Annotated in this window: 21 protein-coding genes and 1 pseudogene; 14 read left to right on the top strand and 8 right to left on the bottom strand. The window is 34.4% G+C overall.

Annotated features, from left to right (window positions below; translation table 11 throughout):
- The coding region (locus tag CQZ94_RS31560) for a hypothetical protein (RefSeq protein WP_219845219.1) at positions 1 to 227 on the top strand (227 nt) is incomplete at its 5' end.
- 15 nt (positions 228 to 242) lie between these two features.
- Here CQZ94_RS31560 and CQZ94_RS31420 read toward each other — a convergent pair.
- Entirely contained in the window at positions 243 to 380 is a 138-nt protein-coding gene (locus CQZ94_RS31420) for a hypothetical protein (RefSeq protein ID WP_000283272.1), read from the bottom strand.
- Between the two features lie 320 nt (positions 381 to 700).
- Between CQZ94_RS31420 and CQZ94_RS28160 the strand changes: the two genes are divergently transcribed.
- The 4 genes from CQZ94_RS28160 to CQZ94_RS28145 all read left to right on the top strand — a co-directional run bounded on the left by CQZ94_RS28160 (position 701) and on the right by CQZ94_RS28145 (position 5,524).
- The gene (locus CQZ94_RS28160) at positions 701 to 1,408 is read left to right on the top strand and encodes an alpha/beta hydrolase family protein (protein ID WP_105588104.1); all 708 of its coding nucleotides are present in this window, start codon (positions 701 to 703) and stop codon (positions 1,406 to 1,408) included.
- Positions 1,409 to 1,783: 375 nt separating this feature from the next.
- On the top strand, positions 1,784 to 3,319 hold the full coding sequence (locus CQZ94_RS28155) for a spore germination protein (protein ID WP_105588103.1): 1,536 nt from the start codon (positions 1,784 to 1,786) through the stop codon (positions 3,317 to 3,319).
- 4 nt (positions 3,320 to 3,323) lie between these two features.
- Positions 3,324 to 4,424: a GerAB/ArcD/ProY family transporter gene (locus tag CQZ94_RS28150; RefSeq protein ID WP_105588102.1), complete on the top strand. Its 1,101-nt coding sequence runs from the start codon at positions 3,324 to 3,326 to the stop codon at positions 4,422 to 4,424.
- A complete protein-coding gene (locus tag CQZ94_RS28145) occupies positions 4,421 to 5,524 on the top strand; it encodes a Ger(x)C family spore germination protein (protein ID WP_105588101.1) in 1,104 nt (367 codons plus the stop codon). The genes CQZ94_RS28150 and CQZ94_RS28145 overlap by 4 nt, the downstream gene beginning before the upstream one ends.
- Positions 5,525 to 5,831: 307 nt before the next feature.
- Here CQZ94_RS28145 and CQZ94_RS28140 read toward each other — a convergent pair whose 3' ends face one another.
- From CQZ94_RS28140 to CQZ94_RS28125, 3 genes are all read right to left on the bottom strand, one after another.
- Entirely contained in the window at positions 5,832 to 7,268 is a 1,437-nt protein-coding gene (locus CQZ94_RS28140; protein ID WP_105588100.1) for an IS4 family transposase, read from the bottom strand.
- Positions 7,269 to 7,426: 158 nt separating this feature from the next.
- Positions 7,427 to 7,618 carry a hypothetical protein gene (locus tag CQZ94_RS28135; protein WP_105588099.1) on the bottom strand — a complete coding sequence of 64 codons (192 nt, stop codon included), beginning with the start codon at positions 7,616 to 7,618 and terminating at the stop codon, positions 7,427 to 7,429.
- A gap of 413 nt (positions 7,619 to 8,031) precedes the next feature.
- Positions 8,032 to 8,271: a hypothetical protein gene (locus CQZ94_RS28125; RefSeq protein ID WP_181149563.1), complete on the bottom strand. Its 240-nt coding sequence runs from the start codon at positions 8,269 to 8,271 to the stop codon at positions 8,032 to 8,034.
- 241 nt (positions 8,272 to 8,512) lie between these two features.
- On the opposite strand from CQZ94_RS28125, the gene CQZ94_RS28120 reads away from it, so the two are divergent.
- Positions 8,513 to 8,827: a DUF3892 domain-containing protein gene (locus CQZ94_RS28120; RefSeq protein ID WP_142395956.1), complete on the top strand. Its 315-nt coding sequence runs from the start codon at positions 8,513 to 8,515 to the stop codon at positions 8,825 to 8,827.
- An 86-nt stretch (positions 8,828 to 8,913) separates the two neighbouring features.
- Here the strand turns inward: CQZ94_RS28120 and CQZ94_RS28115 are convergent, their stop codons facing one another.
- Together CQZ94_RS28115 and pdxR are read right to left on the bottom strand one after the other, a co-directional pair.
- Complete coding sequence (locus CQZ94_RS28115; protein ID WP_105588096.1) at positions 8,914 to 9,354, bottom strand: YaiI/YqxD family protein; 441 nt, start codon at positions 9,352 to 9,354, stop codon at positions 8,914 to 8,916.
- A 233-nt stretch (positions 9,355 to 9,587) separates the two neighbouring features.
- Positions 9,588 to 11,030, bottom strand: a complete 1,443-nt coding sequence (gene pdxR, locus CQZ94_RS28110) for a MocR-like pyridoxine biosynthesis transcription factor PdxR (protein WP_105588095.1) — start codon at positions 11,028 to 11,030, stop codon at positions 9,588 to 9,590.
- A gap of 124 nt (positions 11,031 to 11,154) precedes the next feature.
- Between pdxR and CQZ94_RS28105 the strand changes: the two genes are divergently transcribed.
- Positions 11,155 to 12,066 carry a DMT family transporter gene (locus CQZ94_RS28105; protein WP_105588094.1) on the top strand — a complete coding sequence of 304 codons (912 nt, stop codon included), beginning with the start codon at positions 11,155 to 11,157 and terminating at the stop codon, positions 12,064 to 12,066.
- 39 nt (positions 12,067 to 12,105) lie between these two features.
- Here CQZ94_RS28105 and CQZ94_RS28100 read toward each other — a convergent pair whose 3' ends face one another.
- Positions 12,106 to 12,558, bottom strand: coding sequence for an NUDIX hydrolase (locus CQZ94_RS28100; protein ID WP_105588093.1), 453 nt, complete (start codon positions 12,556 to 12,558; stop codon positions 12,106 to 12,108).
- A 95-nt stretch (positions 12,559 to 12,653) separates the two neighbouring features.
- Between CQZ94_RS28100 and CQZ94_RS28095 the strand changes: the two genes are divergently transcribed.
- The 6 genes and pseudogenes from CQZ94_RS28095 to CQZ94_RS28070 form a co-directional block, all read left to right on the top strand.
- Positions 12,654 to 13,055: a DUF3980 domain-containing protein gene (locus CQZ94_RS28095; protein ID WP_105588092.1), complete on the top strand. Its 402-nt coding sequence runs from the start codon at positions 12,654 to 12,656 to the stop codon at positions 13,053 to 13,055.
- Positions 13,056 to 13,072: 17 nt separating this feature from the next.
- The gene (locus CQZ94_RS28090) at positions 13,073 to 13,543 is read left to right on the top strand and encodes a GNAT family N-acetyltransferase (protein WP_105588091.1); all 471 of its coding nucleotides are present in this window, start codon (positions 13,073 to 13,075) and stop codon (positions 13,541 to 13,543) included.
- A gap of 48 nt (positions 13,544 to 13,591) precedes the next feature.
- On the top strand, positions 13,592 to 14,482 hold the full coding sequence (locus CQZ94_RS28085; protein ID WP_105588090.1) for an AraC family transcriptional regulator: 891 nt from the start codon (positions 13,592 to 13,594) through the stop codon (positions 14,480 to 14,482).
- Positions 14,483 to 14,505: 23 nt separating this feature from the next.
- Positions 14,506 to 15,441, top strand: a complete 936-nt coding sequence (locus CQZ94_RS28080) for a serine hydrolase domain-containing protein (protein ID WP_105588089.1) — start codon at positions 14,506 to 14,508, stop codon at positions 15,439 to 15,441.
- A 93-nt stretch (positions 15,442 to 15,534) separates the two neighbouring features.
- A complete protein-coding gene (locus CQZ94_RS28075) occupies positions 15,535 to 15,834 on the top strand; it encodes a hypothetical protein (RefSeq protein WP_105588088.1) in 300 nt (99 codons plus the stop codon).
- A gap of 85 nt (positions 15,835 to 15,919) precedes the next feature.
- Positions 15,920 to 16,060 (top strand): annotated as a pseudogene (locus CQZ94_RS28070) (IS1595 family transposase); the annotation flags it as partial.
- 13 nt (positions 16,061 to 16,073) lie between these two features.
- Here CQZ94_RS28070 and CQZ94_RS28065 read toward each other — a convergent pair.
- On the bottom strand, positions 16,074 to 16,307 hold the full coding sequence (locus CQZ94_RS28065) for a hypothetical protein (RefSeq protein WP_105588087.1): 234 nt from the start codon (positions 16,305 to 16,307) through the stop codon (positions 16,074 to 16,076).
- A gap of 517 nt (positions 16,308 to 16,824) precedes the next feature.
- Here CQZ94_RS28065 and CQZ94_RS28060 point away from each other — a divergent pair.
- The gene (locus CQZ94_RS28060) at positions 16,825 to 17,862 is read left to right on the top strand and encodes an SDR family oxidoreductase (RefSeq protein ID WP_105588086.1); all 1,038 of its coding nucleotides are present in this window, start codon (positions 16,825 to 16,827) and stop codon (positions 17,860 to 17,862) included.
- Positions 17,863 to 17,959: the final 97 nt, after the last annotated feature.

Here is a 17,959-nt window from a genome sequence, read left to right as displayed (position 1 = left end):
AGCATAGCGAAAAATTTGAAACCCGTCAGGGTTTATTTGATGTGCCTACTTTTATAACATCTATAAAAGATAATAAAAAACTACGTGGAAAGACCGCATTTTGTATAAAAATATACGTTAAGTTGATGGATGTGGGGTACCGCCACATGCCCATCAACCTAGCAGAAGAGCTTGTCCCAAAAATGATAAAAACGAACTTTGTTTCTATAAAAGACATAAAACAATAAACACGTACTTCATATTTACTTTTGTTGTGGACGATAAAAAGCATCTACCAATTGATTATACTCGCTTCTTGAAATTTCTTTATTATACAGTTTAATTAATAACTCTTTATGCGCCTTCGAAAACGCTATTTTATCAATAAATTTTGGATACATACGATCATTTTCTCCCTGTCTGATAAATTATTCTGTTGAATTCCGTCTATTTCCCCTGAATATTTTAAAAAATAAACCAACAATGTTTTATGAAATATTACATATCGAAATGATTGGACATTTTATAAGCGCTTACTATTACGAAAATGACAACAACTCTTCATTTCTCCTATGAAGAGGGTGAAGCAAAAACATTAAACTATTATATTTAAAGTTTAATCTACATGAATCGACATGAAAAGACTTTTTTAGACGAAATTATACATAATTTTATGTAATAGTACATATCCAAATAAAGTAAAAATGTATTTAAAGTACCACTGGTCTTAATATCTCATGGCACTGGTGGTTCACCATTAGTTTATCGAACGATTGCTCGTCACTTGGTTCGTAACGGATTTGTTGTGGGAATGCTTGAGCATCCATTCAATAATCGAAACGACAATACATTGGAAGGTACAGTCGATAATCTAACTATTAGGCCAAAACATATTTCTATGGCGATTGATTGGTTCTTTAATAGTGAAGATTTTACAAAGGTTTTAAAACCTGATTCTGTTTCAGTCATCGGACATTCTATGGGAGGATACACAGCATTAGCAGCATCAGGAGGAATATCAACCTCTTTCCCTTATGAGTCTTTTGATGAGAAATCTCATCTTATCAATGTTACACCTGATTACAGAATAAAATCTTTAGTTCTTTTAGCGCCAGCTTCAGTTTGGTTTAAAACAAAAGGGGCTTTGGAAGGCATAAACATCCCTATTTTGATGCTTGTTGGGGAGAAAGATCGATTTACACCTTATTTTCATGCGGAAATTATATTGAACGGGATAACTGACAGTACTAAAATTCAACATAAAATAGTTGAGAACGCAGGACATTTTTCGTTTCTTAGCCCGTTTCCAAAAGAAATGACGAATGCGTCTTTTCTTCCGTCGCAAGATCCACCTGGTTTTAATCGAGAATATTTCCATCATGAACTAAATGAAGAGATTACAGAATTCTTATTAAAGAATATACAATAATAAGAGACGTTTGATAAAGATTAGGACTATGTATCTGAAAAAACAATTGATCTATTCACAAAGCATTCTCGTTAAACAAATGGAACCATAAATTTTCTCATTTTACTTTCCTGATCCTACATGAACATGTAGAAACTGACCACTTAGTAAAGCATACTCTAGTTGAAATTTTACACTAGCATTTTGGCTACTCCGATCCAATCCTAATATGTAGAAGCAAATTCATAAAATCTTAAAATATTTTATAATACAGTGTAAAGATATGGTGAAAATAGATTGTTTACAAAATTGCTGCTGAAGTAAATAGTGGTATAAATCCTTTTAAACTATACACAATAAAAATACTGAAAAGTCTTTTCGAGGGGAGTCAATGTTGTGTTTTCTATATTTAAATTTTTAAAACAAGGACGTTATTCTATAAATGATTCGGAGAACAGAAATTCAAATGTTCAGAAAGAAACTATGGAAAATCATAATATCAGCTGTGACTTATTCCAAAACACAAATGATCTTCAAAAGCTTTTTCAACAAGCTCCTGATTTGGTAATTCGTCAATTTCAACTAGTAAATAAATCAGAAGCCGCTTTGATATACTTATCTGGATTAACAGATAAACAAACTATTCATAATAATATACTGCCCCCTTTGATGCATAACCCATTTGATGTTAGTAATGGTCTACCTGTCACAATAGGAGAAATTCAAACAATCAATACTTGGAATCAAGTCGAAAATGCTATTTTTCAAGGGGATAGTATTTTATTAATTCACGGTCAAAACACAGGGTATCAACTAAATACAAAAGGATGGCCACAAAGAGATATAACAGAACCTAGAAATGAAATATCTCTAAAAGGGACGCATCAAGGGTTTGTAGAAACATCTAGTCAGAATATAGCTTTAATACGAAGATATATTCCTAATAGAGAGTTAGTATTAAAAGAGGTTTTAATTGGAAGCAGAGGGAAGACCAAAGTATCTATTTTATATTTAAGAGATGTAGCTTCTCAAGATGTACTTAAGGAATTGGAAACTAGATTTCAAAATATTAAGGTGGACTCGATTATTAATACTGGTGAAATAATTGAATTTATTGAAGATAATCCATATTCACCCTTTCCGCAGTTTATCTTGACCGAAAGACCAGATTCAACTGTATCACACATCCTTCAGGGGAGATTCGCCATTGTTGTGGATCGAAGTCCCAATGTTTTGATTGCCCCCATAAATTTCATTTCCTTCTTTCAATGGGTAGATGACTACAACACACGTTGGTTAGTATCTTCCTCTGTTCGATTACTACGTTTTATAAGTTTTTTTATAGCCTTATTGTTACCTGCAACATATGTAGCGTTTATTTCATTTAATTATGAAGTTATTCCTGTACAGCTCTATTTATCAATTGCAGAATCGAGAGAACGCGTTCCGTTTCTTCCGGTGATAGAAGCTTTACTTATGGAGATTACCTTAGAAATGATGAGAGAGGCTGCCCTTCGTTTACCCACTCCCATTAGCCAGACCGTAGGGATTGTTGGAGGTATTGTGATTGGACAAGCTGCTGTTCAAGCAGGGATTGTGAGTAATATCATGATTATTATTGTTGCTATTACAACTATAGCTTCTTCTATTGTTCCTAATTTTGAAATGGGTTTGGCAATAAGATTACTGCGTTTTCCTATGATGTTATTAGCTGCTTTATTTGGAATTGTAGGAATTATTATCGGCTGGATGACTATAATTGCACATCTTATAAGTTTAGAGTCTTTAGGTACTCCTTATGGTAGTCCTTTGTCACCTTTTCGAATATCAGGTATGAAGGACACGTTCGTTCGCTTTCCTTTGTGGTCAATGAAGAGAAAATCTAAAAATATTACGAAGAATCACAAAGAAACCAATCCTAATAAAGGGTGAAAATATGAAAAAATATGCATATAATGACATCACTGTCATGCAATACATCTTTATTATTAATGCCTCACAAGTAGGAACTGGAATTCTGTCCCTTCCAAGGGTACTTGCAGAAAAAGCTGGAACAGATAGCTGGATAGCACTATTTATTGGTTGGTTTTGCGCTATGACTGCCAGTATTTTGCTAATTCAAACAGCCAAACACTATCCAAATGATACCTTATATGAAATTCTTATTCGATTGTTTGGGAAAATCATTGGTACCATGGTAATTATTCTTTATATGATATATTTTGCTTTTTACGCATGGACAGTTCTAATTAATGGCATGCTTTATATTAAGGGCTGGCTTCTTCCAAAAACACCCGACTATATTATTTTGTTTCTATTCTCTATTCCAACCTTTTTGGTTGCACGCAATGGTGTTCGGATAATAGGTCGATACTGCGAATTATGCTTTTATATGACAATGTGGATTCCATTTTTTTTCTTCATACCATTAAAAGATAGCAATTGGTTACACTTTCTTCCAGTATTAAAGGAGGGTTGGAAACCTGTCTTTTCGGCTGTTCCGTCTACTATCTTTTCCTTTATAGGATTTGAAATTGCATTTTTTCTTTATCCTTTTTTGAAAAAAAAGCAATATGCAACGCAAGGAATTATTATAGCAAATACCTTAACATTTGTATTTTATCTATTTACTATCCTTATCTGCTTTTCGTACTTCAGTCCAGATGCAATTTTAGAGTTTAATCAACCTGTACTAAACTTGCTTAAAGTTATTGAATTTCGTTTTTTAGAACGGTTTGATATGATTTTATTGGCTATTTATCTAATTGTCGTCTCTACTGCATGGATTCCTTGTGTATACGGTGCTGTATTTTGTTCTAGTCAACTAATTGGAAAACAAGATCATACTCTTCATGTAGCTATTTTATTATTGGCAGTAATTATAGTAACGTTTTGGATCCATCCCTCATGGAATGAATCTGAACTATTTCAAAAGCTTACATCGAAAGCTGGACTTGTATTAGCTTTCTTATTCCCTGTATTTTTATGGATATATAACTTAATCCACAAAAAATACTTTCGGAGGGAAGCACATTGAAGCAGAAAATATTATGCAGTGTTTTAATTCCGCTAATATTGCTCACTGGGTGTTTAGACCAAATGAATGTAGAAGATGTTACACTCACGCTTATACTGGGTTTAGATTTGGACGAAAATGATAATTTGAAAGTATACTTATCCAGTCCTGTTTTCAATAAAGAAGCCAAGATTAAAGAGGAACAATATGGTGTGAAATCTGTTACAGTGCGAAACTCTCGTGAAAAATTCGATACCATGGCTATGGCTTTGACATCGGGAAGCAAGACACAACTTATTTTGATTGGTAAGCGACTTTTAAAACAAAAGAAGTGGGCGGATTATTTAGATCCTTTTTATCGAGATCCAAAAAATACGGTTACTACAAGAATTGTTGCTGTGGATGGACCTGTTTCAGACATAATTTATTATGCTCCCAAAAATAAACCACGTCTTCCTATATATTTGGCAAAATTAATTGAGACTGCACATAAAAGAAATATTACTGTAAAAACTACTCTTCAAGATTTTCATAACCAAACAAAAGAAAAAGGAATGACGGCGAGTGTTAGCGCACTTAAAAAGAATAACAATATAAAGTTGATAGGTTCAGCATTGCTTGATGAACAGAATAGATATAAGCTAACTATTACACCAAAAGAAAATTTATTATTAAGTATCTTACAGAATCACATACAGGGAGAATTTCCATTTACTATTGCCGTACCGCTACAATCTGAAAGCAAAGAAAAACATTGGTTAAGCTTTAATACTCAAAGTACCAAAGTAAAAACAAACGTACAATACAAAAATCATTTTATGTTTAATATAAATGTACATATGAGAATTTCAATTTCAGAACGACTGTTTCCTTTTAATGTTAGGAATGATGGAGAAAGATTAGAAAGAAGCATTGAAAAACAGTTAAAAAGTGATTTAGAACGTTTAATAAAGAAAATACAAAAAGCAGAAATTGATCCTATAGGATTGGGGTTGTATGCACGAGCTTATACATATAAAGATTGGAAAAGAGTCCAAAAAAAATGGGGAAAAGCATTATCGAAGGCTGATGTTAAAGTTAATGTACATGTTAAAATTGGTGGAATGGGTACAATCAAGTAACAAGAACTCAGAGTAATAATTTTTTTAGAAACTTCCTGGGTAGCATCACATCTCCATCAGCTTAAAGGTTCATAGCGCCCTTAGAACGTAATTTTTTGTTAGTCTGTAACAAAAAAAGTACATTTTTTTCTTTTTTGGGATGTTTACTTTTCTTAAGTTGATGCGCATGGGTCACCATACATGCCCATCAACTTAAGAACCCAAACAAAATGAACTTTCGTTCATATAAACGGAAAAACTCTTAAAATACTTTGTGTCCTTAAAAATGAGCATACCAAATAAACCTCAATCGACCCAATTTTAAAAATCATGCAATTTCCCTTTGTTTTTCCAATCCACTATACTCATAAATAACACCCAGGATATCAAAGACTGTTTTCTTCTCATATCGGTGAGACTTTCGTCCATTTTTCAGTAAGAGGTTGAATAGACGGCACAAGATTTTGGTTATTTTTTGAGTGTTTTGTTGTATTGCTTGATACAAGATGTATAGATGATCTTGTATCATTCCAATGGCTTTATATTCGCTTAATTCCTTTTGTTTCTTTTGTAAAATTAATTGTCTCATCTTAAGCATAGTAGAAGAACATAGAAAAATAGCGATGAGTTTTCCATAAATGTGGCATTCTAATCGCTCTCGTTTGATATTTTGCCAATTATGAATTTGAAATAAGGATTTCCAAGTTTTAAAGATAATTTCAATCTGCCAACGAAGGGAATAAAAATCATGTATTTGTTCCATCGGAACCCATTCCAAGGGTGTATTGGTGACATAAATATTCATACCAGCTAATCGTTTGCTTTTCTCTGAGTACGTAATACCCTTTTTACTTTCCTTATACACTTGTTTTTTCTTACGTTCTCGAAGTTGCTTTTCAGTTAACCGATATATAATAACGCGTGTAAATAGTTTTTTATCCTTTCCAATATAAGGATCTGCTATTTCATAGACCTGTCCCGGTTTTAAGGTATTCATAATGTTTTCTAAATCAATCTTGATGTACTGAGATTGTTTTTTAACTGTCCCATTTCGAAAGTATTCAGGAAACTCATTTTTGATATACACCATATTATTTAATTTCAGCCGCGATATATAATATCCCCCACGTTGATCCATCTGATCTAAATCGTCCAGTGAATAATAACCTAAATCTCGAATACATAGGTCGCCAGGCCGTAATGTCGCTAAACATTCTGTTCCAAAGGTTTTATCATTATTCTTCCCTGGCTCAACTTGAAAATTTAAAAACTGTCCACTATGTAAATCATATTCTAATTGAATCTTTATACCTGCTGTTTGTGCACAACCACCCGAGCCAGGATACACACTAGCTAAGTGTTTTGGTACTTGAAAAATTGTTGCATCTAAAATGCGAATCCGTTGAAAATGGGTAAGTGAAGAACTGGGAATCACTGAGGTTTCACAAACTTTATTTTTTAATAATGCAGAGAAAACATGTTTTAAAAAGCAAACAGCTTTTTTATTGAAGCGTTTATTTAGTCCTTCTGGACTAATAAGAGTTCCTGTAGCTGCATGTAGTTGACTACACAGTCTAACTAAAGAATCACTCGCTATCCGTTGACTCACCCAAACACAGATAGTGGCTAAGTCATGCCCTGAAAACTTACGCTTTCTTTGAACAAAATCTAATTCTCTAGCAAGCTCCTCTAAGAATGAAGGAGTAAAATATTGATATAATTCCTCAGCAAATAATTGGAGTTCATCTTGAATCGAAAGATTCATAAAAAATGCCATCCTTTCTGTATATTTCTACAAAAAGAATAGCGATTTTTTTGCTATATGGATACAACTTTATTTTAATTTGATGGTGATGGATGGTGACCACTATTAAAAAGATACTAACATACTTTATAAAATATAAGCATTTAAGAATCAAATTTTTAATTTAAATTACGCCCTTTCCCCTTAAGGGTCTTTACTATATTAATAAAGAAGATTAGTCCTACGGTAAAGAATGTAAGTGGATGTAACCATGTTCTAAAATTAACCAAAGTTACAATAATCATTATTATAGAAGCTATAAAGCCTATAATATCAATGCTAAAAGATAGTTTCCCTTTTGTTGTTTTCATTTATAACATTTCCTCTCCAGATACAACTTTAATTTTAAATTCCCTATATAATAATAACACGCGCTTAGATTTTTAACTATTTTTTACATTAAATTACTTTCGTTGGTTCTGGTGCAAGAAATACTGTCATTGTGTACACTGGGGTATCTACCACATCGCCATCAAGCGAAAATTTTATAGTACCCCCAGAACGAAATTTTGTGCTAACTTGTAACAAAAAAACTCGTTTTTTCGTTTTGGGGTAATTCTAAATTCTTAAGTTGATGGGCATGGGGTCACCATACCATTTCGGGGAAATTGTACGTTTAGACACAATTTGGACGCAAATTAACCGATTCCCTGTACGTTAAGGAATCGGTATTTCAGCTGTTTTTATAATACAGGTTAAAATAAACAGCACTGTAGACTAATTGCTATGGTGTTTTAGCAGATGAAATAACCCATACTTTATATAGCCAAGGTTCATTATTTACGTCTATTTCTGTATGAACTTTAAAATGAGGGACCTCAGCCAATAGAGCATAGGCAATCTTATAATCAGGTGTTACATAACCATCATAAACACGTCCATATATTTCATTCCCGATTGAGTCCGTCCATACTTCAGCTTCTCTCAATGTCTCAAATATAATGTTTTCACTATTCCATTTGATATTCATCTGAACAGCTCTATTTCTTAAATGTTTTCGATATAATAAATTATAATATTATCAGTTTTGAGTATCTTATATTGAGAGGTACTCTATAAAGTTCTAAAATAAATTTGTAATAGATTGAAAAATTATGAATGGGGTTATCTTTTTGGGGTAGTGTATTTTTGTTAACTTGATGGGAAAAGTACATAAAACCAATACCTTCCAACCATACTAATAAAATGTTTCGGAGGTGAGTTTTATGGACAAAAAAGACTTTCAAAAAGTTTATAATGCATATTTGCAACAAGGAGAAGAGCAAGCCAGGTTGGAAGTAGCCCAGGAAGTCGATTCAGGGGCAGAACAAATTATTGCAGTTCGTAAAAATGATGAAGGTGATTTAATTGCTTTTAAAACAAGTAGTGGAAGAGAATTAGATTATATTACTGCTCTTGATGAAGCAAAGTCAGGGAAGTTAGCTCATGTGGACGTATTTCATAAGTATGGCAGGGATATTATACGTAGCGAGCCTGATGGTATGAAAGAAAATAACTTAGATAATTTACCTTCATTTTAATCGGGTAAACCCCAAGAAGAGAATGTTCATTTGGATATTCTCTTCTTTTCTTTGCTAAGCTTTCCCTACAAATAGACAGTTCATTTCTAGAGTGAAATGACACTTTTAAAGAGCTCTCTAAATTTCTCTTTATCTTCTGCTGTAAATGGTTTTGGCCCCTTTGTACGCTTGCCGCTTTTTCGAACCATTGCACTTAAATAACGTGTTTGTAATAGTTGGTCAATGTTTTCATTCGTATACCTATAGCCTTTATGGTGTAGAACGATACAGCCTTTCGCTAAAGCGAGCGAAGCAAGACCGTAATCTTGCGTTACGATTAAATCTTCTTTTTTTGCTAACTGCATAATCCGGTAATCTGCAGCATCTGCTCCAGAATCAACATAAATTGTTTCCACACCTGCTGGCTGTTCCGCATTAGAAAAATGAGAAAAGCTAGTAACAAGGGTAACAGGAATTTCCGCATTCGTAGCTTCAAAGATAATAATATCTTTTACAGGACAAGCATCTGCATCAATGTAAATTTTCATTTTTATCACTCCTATAAAGTGAAACTTTAATCAGTGGGGGTTTTGTTCATCCACACTGATTATTAGTTGAACCAATCGGGCGTTTACGGGCAGCCCGACTCCCATCTAACTTCTTTATTCCAGCTGAATTTTGAGGTGGGAGTTTTACTGCCCACAAATAGCGGGATAAATAGGTTCGTGTTGATAATAATGGTAGATTTATCTTTTGTCAAACGAGGAAGCTTTATCTAATGTTATTTTTCACAAACCAAAATAGCCTCACGCAAACGAGAAATACCTTCCTCAATTTGATCTATATTTACTTTTCCATAAGACAAACGAATGTAACCATCTTTTGCACCGAAAATACTGCCCGGCATAAAGGCAATTTCTTGTTTTAAGCTTTGCATAATGAGTTGTTTTTCATTTATTGGTTCGTTTAATTTTCCCCATATGTATATACCACCGGTTGGATTTGAAAAAGAGATTTTATCGTGAAGCTGTTCATTTAAAGCACGGACGATAATGTCTCTTTTTTCTGCTAATTGCTTTCGTAAAGGAACTATATGCGATTGAAATGGAACGGTTTCGAAAAATTGCTGCATAAGCCACTGCGGGAATATACTCATTCCTAATTCCATTTGGTGACGCGCATCTGATAATCGCTCTACTACTGACTGCGGGGCGACAAGCCATCCAACTCGTAAACCTGGTGCGATCATTTTTGATAAGGAATGTACATAAATGACAGTTCCATTTTCATCAATCGATTTTAAAGTAGGGCAAGGTTGTTTATTTTCTAACGTAAGTAAACTGGACGGATCATCTTCAACGATCGCAATTCGTAAGTCCGCGCAAAGTGATAACAGTTTTTTTCTACGGTTTGGATGCAGCATTGTTCCCGTAGGGTTTTGGAAATTTGGATTTAAAAAGATCATTTTAATACGATGCTTTCTATATAACTCTTGTACATCGTCTGGATTAATACCGTGTTCATCGACAGGCAAAGGGAAAATACGAATACCTGCTGATTGGAATAACGGTAATGAATAACAGTGCGATGGACTTTCGAAAGCGACTGCATCACCTGGATTTAATAAACATTGTACGATAAGGTGAAGTGCTTGTTGGGCGCCGGATGTAATCATAATGGATTGTTCGGTCGCTTCAACTTTTAAATACTCCTTCATATAGTTTACTACCGCTTGCCTTAGCGGGAGATAGCCCTGGGGATGATCGTAACTTAATGACTGCGTTAACGGTTGTTCTCGTAAAATTGTTTGTAGTTGATCGTGAGGATAGAGGTTACAACCGAGCTCTCCGTTTGCGAAATCTATAATGTTTTCATTTTGCTGTACTTCTGCGCGAATATGGCGAAGTAACGGTAAGTTTGGTAAAAAAGTACCACCTTCTACGAAACCTCTCCAGTTCGGCGTTAATGTTGGAGAAACGCCCCACATATGTGTACTCACACGTGTACCTTTACCGGTCGTACTTTCTACGATTCCCATTGCGCGAAGTTCATTATAAGCAGTCGTTACCGTACTTCGGTTTACATTTAACTGCGTAGCTAATTTCCGTTCTGAAGGGAGGAAGCTACCTGGGGGAAGCTCTCCGTATGTAATACGTCTTTCAATAAAGTCAACAACTTGCTGATAAATTGGGATTTTACTGTCGTTATCTAGCTTCCATTCCATACAAACGCCTCCGCATCTCTTATATACATCAAGTATAACAAATTGGCTGGGTAAAAAAACAGCCAATTGGACGGTGTTATATCCAGCCAATTTTACTATGCTAAATATGGAAGGGGAGATTCGGATGAAACGATGGCAAATGGAATGGCTCCTAGTATCAGTAGCTTTAGTATGGGGAGCAAATTATACAATTGGAAAGTATGGCGTGGCGTTTATGTCATCCATTCAATTTAATAGTTTACGATTTTTAGTAGCATCACCGGTATTATTACTTATTACATTTATGATGGAACGCTCATTACGTATTGAAAGAAAAGATTGGTTACGATTACTAGCAGTCGGTATCGTTGGAACGACTATGTATCAAACGATGTTTATGTTATCTGTAAAATATACTTCAGCAACGAACGCCTCATTATTAATTGCGATGTCACCTATATTTACAGGGATATTAGCAGTATTACACAAACAAGAACGTTTTTCGATGAAAGTACAAATTGGTTCAATAGTGGCCTTTGTTGGTGCAGCACTCGTTTTAATAACAGGGCATACAGGGGGAGCTTCATATGAGTATGCGTGGCTCGGAAATGTAATTGGATTAGTCGCAGCAATTGCGTGGGGATGGTATCCAATTTTAGCACAACCTCTCATTACAAAATACTCGGCAATGAGAGTTACATCATGGTCTACTTTAATTGGAATTGTACCACTGGTTGTATATTGTTTATTCAACGTAAATACGTTAACGTGGCCAGTAGATATGCCAAGCTGGGGTTCTCTAGCATATTCAATCGTCTTTGCGACAATCTTCGGACTTGCAATGTGGTATGTCGGTATTAGTAAAATAGGCTCAACGAAAGTAATGGTTTATATGTATCTTGTACCATTGTTCGCAGTCATTTTCGCGGCCGTAACAATTGGAGAGCAAATAAACATGATGCAACTAGTTGGCGGGTTTATAATCTTTATCGGTTTATATGTTGTAAAAAAAGGCGGAATCAAAAAGCCAGCTTTAAATTTGAAAAAAGTAAGTTAACAGTAACAGTAGAAATGATCTCTTTCATATAGAAGGAGATCATTTTTTATTTCGTAATAAAAGCGCTTGTTCAACAGCCCATTTTTGGTGAGCATGAATTAAATGCTCCATAACCAGTAATGGAGGCATCCACTGTAAAACATGATCTTCTTCACAGTTTTCGGTTTGTTTCTTTATCATTTTCGCGATGTAAAAGAACCCATCATTTAAATAATATGTATCTTCTTTTCCGGCATAAAAATATCGTGCTGCATTACCGATATAACGATCAATTTCAATCGCCCAACCTAATTCCTCTAGTAATTCTCGCTGTAAACATGCTTCTTTCGTTTCCGTACCTTCCATACCGCCACCAGGTAAAAAGTAACGTTCACCTTTTTGGATAATGGCCATTTTTGAACAAATATTTTTAAAAATAACCGCGTAGCAGCTCGGCCGTAATACATAATGCACAGTAGGTTTTTTATAACCAAATGTGAGTTTCGAAATCATAAAACACGACCTTTCTCTATAAAATACATAAAAGGGATAATAAGGTAAATGTCGAATTATATAAGATAGTCATAGTTGATTGGAGTGATAACAAAATGATAAATCGAAAATGTTCCAGATGTAAAGAAATAACGGGGACAATACATGGTGGTAAAAAAATAAATGAAGAATTTTTGTGTGAGGATTGTTTACAAAAAGGAATTGCGAGCGGGGAAATCGAATTACCACAAGTGGAGAAAGAGCGAACTTCGTATCTTTCTATAAAAATATTAAAAATAATGAGTGTTATTTATTTAATAGTATCTATTATAACCGCTTTTTCTGCTGGAGCACTTATCCAGTATCCAGGGCTTGGTGGAATATCATTTTCAATAACAGGTGCAGTTGGTGTTATGATAATTGGATCGATATTCCAGTCTGTTCTTGTATTTTCAGGTATTTGGGTATTCATTCTTTTAGTCGAAACGGTTATTAAAATATATGAAAAAATGAAGTGAGTGAGAGGGAGAAATACATGCGAGTAAGAAACATTCAAGGGGAAGATTATGTAAAGATTCATTCTGTATTAAATGATTGGTGGGGCGGAAGAGACATGGCTCATATGTTGCCAAAATTATTCTTCGTTCACTTTCAAGAAACGAGTTTTATCATTGAAGAAGAGGGAGAAATGTTAGGTTTCTTATGCGGATTCTTTTCACAAACACAGAAAGATGAAGCTTATGTACATTTTATCGGTGTCAATCCGAAGTATAGAAGAAAAGGAATCGCATCGTCATTATATTCTTATTTCTTTGATATTGCTCGTGCAAATAATCGTAAAGTTGTAAAAGCAATCACGTCACCAGTTAATAAAAAATCGATACTATTTCATCAAGAAATCGGCTTTCGAATTGAAACTGGGGATGATGAAATAGAAGGGGTATCCGTACATACAAATTATGATGGAAACGGCGGGAGTAGAGTTTTATTTTTAAAAAATGTGTAAAGATGGGCTAACGTGAAGTTAGCCTTTTTGTTGTGGGGAGATATGAATATGGAGAGTTCTCAAAGTAGAAATGAGTATTTACGGCGTATTTATAAAGTTCAAGATTATATAGAATCAAATATAAATGATTCGCTTTCAATTGAAGATTTAGCTAATGTGGCAGGCTTTTCAAAGTTTCATTTTCATAGAATTTTTAAAGGTATGATGGATGAGCCGTTATCTCGGTACGTGAATCGTTTGAAATTAGAAGGAGCAACACACCTACTTACTTATCGTCCAGATATGACGATTACAGACATCGCTTACCATTATGGTTTCACAGATTCAGCAGTTTTCTCTCGGACATTTAAAAGTCATTACGGTGTAAGTCCGTCTCACTATAGAAATCACAATAGCAAGAATTGCAAAGACGTAAATGTGTACTCACAATACAATGAATGTAAGAAGGTTCGAGGAGAGGTCGAAATTGTAACAGCGGACAACGTAAACGTCGCATACATAAGACATGTAGGTACATATAAGGAGTTAGCTATAGCTTTTCCAAAAATGATAGAAAAACTATTTCGGTACGCCACGGAGCAAAACTATCATGTATTCGAGGATACGAAGGTATTAACAATTTACCACGATCATCATGAATTTACAGAAGACTATCATTTAAGAACAAGTCTATGTATAACAATTCCGTATGAGTCCGCAGTAGGAACGAGCGACATTGGAATAATGGTGATACTTTCAGGAAAGTACGCGGTAGGTCATTTTGAAATACGCCAAGATGAATATAAAGGAGCGTGGGATTTCTTATACGGTGAATGGCTGCCAAATAGCGGATATAAACCGAGAGATTCATATCCTTTTGAAGTGTATAAAAATGACCCAAGGCAGCACCCAGAAAATAAACATATAGTTGATATATATGTACCAATCGAACCTTTTTAATCATTGATTAAGGGGGAAGAACAATGAAAACTGCTGAAAAGTTAGATTGCATTATAAAAGAAGAATACAAAAATATTAATGGTATATTAGTTGTACAAAAAGGTAATGTTGTTTTTGAAAAATATTATCACGGATACGGACCAGGTGACGCATTTCATGTGGCATCAGTTACAAAAACGATTATTTCTGCGTTAATTGGGATATGTGTAGATAAAGGCTATATAAAAAGCGGTGATCAAAAAGTAATAGAGTTTTTTCCTGAATATAATCTTAAGGCATCTGAAGTAACAGTACGACACCTTCTTACAATGACAGCTCCATATCCTTATACAGACTGGCAGGAACCGTTAGAAGAATTATGTACACAACAGGACTGGGTACAGTATACACTCAATCGAATTGGACAAGGCGGAGAAATTGGACCTTTTAAATATTCATCCGCAGGGGCACATGTACTATCAGCAATCATTACGAGCATAACGGGAAAAAGTGCCCGTGAGTTTGCGAACGAATACCTATTTCAGCCTATCGGTATGAGAGAAATTCCAAACTACGATATGAAAGCATTTGGATTCGATGACTTATTCGGAAAAGATGTGAAAGGATGGGTGTACGATCCAAATGGTATTTCAACTGGCGGCTGGGGACTTACGTTAACAGTTAGGGATATGGTTAAGTTTGGACGTTTATATTTAAACGAAGGTACTTATGATGGAAAACAAATTCTTTCAAAATCATGGGTAAAAGAATCAACAGCAATGAATTCGAATCAATACGGTTACTTATGGTGGTTACGAGAAGAAGAAGGAATCTATTCATACTGTGCAATGGGCGATGGTGGGAATATGATTTGTTGTGTACCGGAGAAGGAATTGGTGGTGGCGATTGCATCTGAAATTGTACCGGAAGTTAAGGATAGATGGAAGCTGATTTATTCTTTATTGTATACAGACAAATAATTAAATTTAGCAAAAAAGATGGTACGAATTGGAATTTCATACCATCTTTTTTGCTATTATGTAAAAGTAAGAGATGGAAAGAAATCTCTCTAGATGGATAAAAGACGTTGTTTGAAAGGTGAGGGTATGATGACAAAGTCTAATGTTGTAGAAATTATTTCAGCTTTAGTAGCTATTATCGGTGTGTATATACTAATAAATGCACCAGAAATGGGGAGTAAGGCAGTTAGTAAATCTGTTACAGAGCAGGGCGGTCATATGGATACGAGTACATATTTAGCTTTATTACAGGGGTATGGAAATTCATATATGATTCTTGGTGCGATTTGTTTATTTATGGGATTGCTCAGTTTAATTTCGATAATTTCAATTCAAGTGTATAAAAGTAAATAGAGGGTGAAAAAAGAAATGCTCCTGTCAATTTGGCAGGAGCATTGTTTTTATAAATAAGATTTTTTGTATTATATATTAATTGTTATATTCGGATAACTGTCTTCGTTGGTTCCGCTGGCTCGAAATAGGCAAAGACTTAGCGTTTGATAAACGAGTAGAGCAATTGCTTATTTCAGCGTGTCAGAAGTCAAATTATAGAACAGTTGAAATGTTAAGGTATTCATAAAAAAACAGACCCTTTAAAGAGTATGTTTAAGCGGTTTCACCTTTTTCTTCCCAAGATATGAAATAACCAATGCAATCGGAGCAACAAAAGGTAAAACGGGAGTCCAGCCAATGAAATAAAATATTGGTGCTAAGAAAGCCATCCCACCAAAGAGCATTGTTAATTGGGATTTTTTCTGTAATCCATAAACAGCCAATAATAATCCTGCTACTATCAACATCACAAAAGAGATATTAAGCAAATTCATATAATCACCCCCGACTAATTTGTAAAATAATTCTATATATATTATATACCAAATCACATAAAATTTTCATTTTATAAAAAAACAACAATGTTTACGAAAACAGCCAATATTAATTAAATGTAAATTATGTGTTTATAATGTAAAATTTTCCATCGTCTGATTTTATCTCATGTTTTCTATGTATAATAAAAATACTAAATCTTTATGCCCATATAAAGCACTAATAAGTACATCATCTGTTTTAATCTCTTCAATTTCACTTTCCTCAATAAATTAGGTACATTCAGTAGTTTCCTAGTAAAGATTAATGTTTATGTCTAATTAAAAACATTAAAAAGTAATAAAAATACAATCACTTATTATTTAAGAAACCATGATGATTAACTTTTCAAAATGGTTTCTTTTAGTATATGGGCTTGAAAGTGTAGTGGGAAAATAAATTATTCGCCCGTAACTTTCCGCAATGAAAAATCGTTAAACAAAAGAAAGGATTTTTACTAATGAATGGGGGAGAAACATGGAGATTCTAATACTAGGTGGTACACGCTTTTTAGGAAAAGCTTTCGTAGAAGAAGCTTTGAAAAGAGGTCATGAAGTTACATTGTTTAATCGTGGAACGAATAAAGAAATTTTTCCTAAAGTAGAGCAGTTAATCGGTGATAGAAATGGTGATGTATCAAGTTTAGAAAATCGAAAATGGGACGTTGTAGTTGATACGTGTGGATTTGCTCCACATCACATAAAGAAAATAGGAGAAGTGCTAAAAGATAATATTGAACACTATACATTTATATCAAGTATTTCTGTATATAAAGATTGGATTCCGCATCACATAAAAGAAGACTATACATTACAACCTGAACTTTCGTCTGATAAGTTAATGGCTGTAGAGAGTGGGGAAATATCTCCTTATGAGCATTATGGGGCACTGAAAGTACTATGCGAAAAAGAAGCAGAGAAGTATTGGCCGGGTCGTGTTTTACATGTAAGAGCAGGACTTCTTTCAGGAATGTTTGATTATACAGATCGCCTTCCATACTGGATTCAGCGCGTAGCAAAAGGCGGTAAAGTGTTAGTTCCAGGAAGAAAAGACCGTCCAGTGCAGTTCGTTGATATAAAAGATGTCGCGAGCTTTGGACTAAGCATGGCAGAAAACAATAAAGTAGGTACATTCAATATTACAGGCCCGAATTTCGAATTGACGATGGGAGAGCTATTAAATACGTGTAAAAAGGTTACGAATAGTGATGCTGAATTCGTTTGGGTAGATGAATCATTTATGAAGGAACATAAAGTGCAGCCTTGGACAGATATGCCATTATGGCTTCCCGAAACTTTTTCATTAGAAGGTGAAACGAAGCCGTGGAAAGGTGGGTTTTCTATTAGTATCGAGAGCGCTGTTAAAGAGGGGCTTACTTTTAGTAATTTAGAAGATACTGTTACAGACGTGTATGAGTGGATGAAAGAAATGAAAGGTAGGGAATTAAAAGCTGGTATTTCAGGTGAGCGAGAGGAGGGTTTACTAGATAAATGGTGTGAAAAAGAGAAAGTTTAGGTCAAAACGAGAATAGGGGTATTATGGAAAAGGGACTCTGTTTGGTATTATCCCCTTTAGGTAGACAGTGTAAAAAAGACCATGTGCACACATGGAT

It is taken from the genome of Bacillus sp. MYb209 (assembly GCF_002975175.1).
GTDB lineage: Bacteria > Bacillota > Bacilli > Bacillales > Bacillaceae_G > Bacillus_A.
The sequence above is the reverse complement of the archived record's forward strand: the minus strand, read 5'-3'. Positions and strand labels throughout refer to the sequence as shown.

What these genes read in the sequence shown, in the direction of transcription:
- pdxR (WP_105588095.1), bottom strand. Translation starts at nt 11,030, where the DNA reads ATGGAATGGAAGCTAGATAACGACAGTAAAATCCCAATTTATCAGCAA.
- CQZ94_RS28095 (WP_105588092.1), top strand. Translation starts at nt 12,654, where the DNA reads ATGATAAATCGAAAATGTTCCAGATGTAAAGAAATAACGGGGACAATA.
- CQZ94_RS28115 (WP_105588096.1), bottom strand. Translation starts at nt 9,354, where the DNA reads ATGAAAATTTACATTGATGCAGATGCTTGTCCTGTAAAAGATATTATT.
- CQZ94_RS28100 (WP_105588093.1), bottom strand. Translation starts at nt 12,558, where the DNA reads ATGATTTCGAAACTCACATTTGGTTATAAAAAACCTACTGTGCATTAT.
- CQZ94_RS28105 (WP_105588094.1), top strand. Translation starts at nt 11,155, where the DNA reads ATGAAACGATGGCAAATGGAATGGCTCCTAGTATCAGTAGCTTTAGTA.
- CQZ94_RS28120 (WP_142395956.1), top strand. Translation starts at nt 8,513, where the DNA reads ATGGACAAAAAAGACTTTCAAAAAGTTTATAATGCATATTTGCAACAA.
- CQZ94_RS28085 (WP_105588090.1), top strand. Translation starts at nt 13,592, where the DNA reads ATGGAGAGTTCTCAAAGTAGAAATGAGTATTTACGGCGTATTTATAAA.
- CQZ94_RS28140 (WP_105588100.1), bottom strand. Translation starts at nt 7,268, where the DNA reads ATGAATCTTTCGATTCAAGATGAACTCCAATTATTTGCTGAGGAATTA.
- CQZ94_RS31420 (WP_000283272.1), bottom strand. Translation starts at nt 380, where the DNA reads ATGTATCCAAAATTTATTGATAAAATAGCGTTTTCGAAGGCGCATAAA.
- CQZ94_RS28135 (WP_105588099.1), bottom strand. Translation starts at nt 7,618, where the DNA reads ATGAAAACAACAAAAGGGAAACTATCTTTTAGCATTGATATTATAGGC.
- CQZ94_RS28075 (WP_105588088.1), top strand. Translation starts at nt 15,535, where the DNA reads ATGGATAAAAGACGTTGTTTGAAAGGTGAGGGTATGATGACAAAGTCT.
- CQZ94_RS28150 (WP_105588102.1), top strand. Translation starts at nt 3,324, where the DNA reads ATGAAAAAATATGCATATAATGACATCACTGTCATGCAATACATCTTT.
- CQZ94_RS28090 (WP_105588091.1), top strand. Translation starts at nt 13,073, where the DNA reads ATGCGAGTAAGAAACATTCAAGGGGAAGATTATGTAAAGATTCATTCT.
- CQZ94_RS28060 (WP_105588086.1), top strand. Translation starts at nt 16,825, where the DNA reads ATGGAGATTCTAATACTAGGTGGTACACGCTTTTTAGGAAAAGCTTTC.
- CQZ94_RS28080 (WP_105588089.1), top strand. Translation starts at nt 14,506, where the DNA reads ATGAAAACTGCTGAAAAGTTAGATTGCATTATAAAAGAAGAATACAAA.
- CQZ94_RS28065 (WP_105588087.1), bottom strand. Translation starts at nt 16,307, where the DNA reads ATGAATTTGCTTAATATCTCTTTTGTGATGTTGATAGTAGCAGGATTA.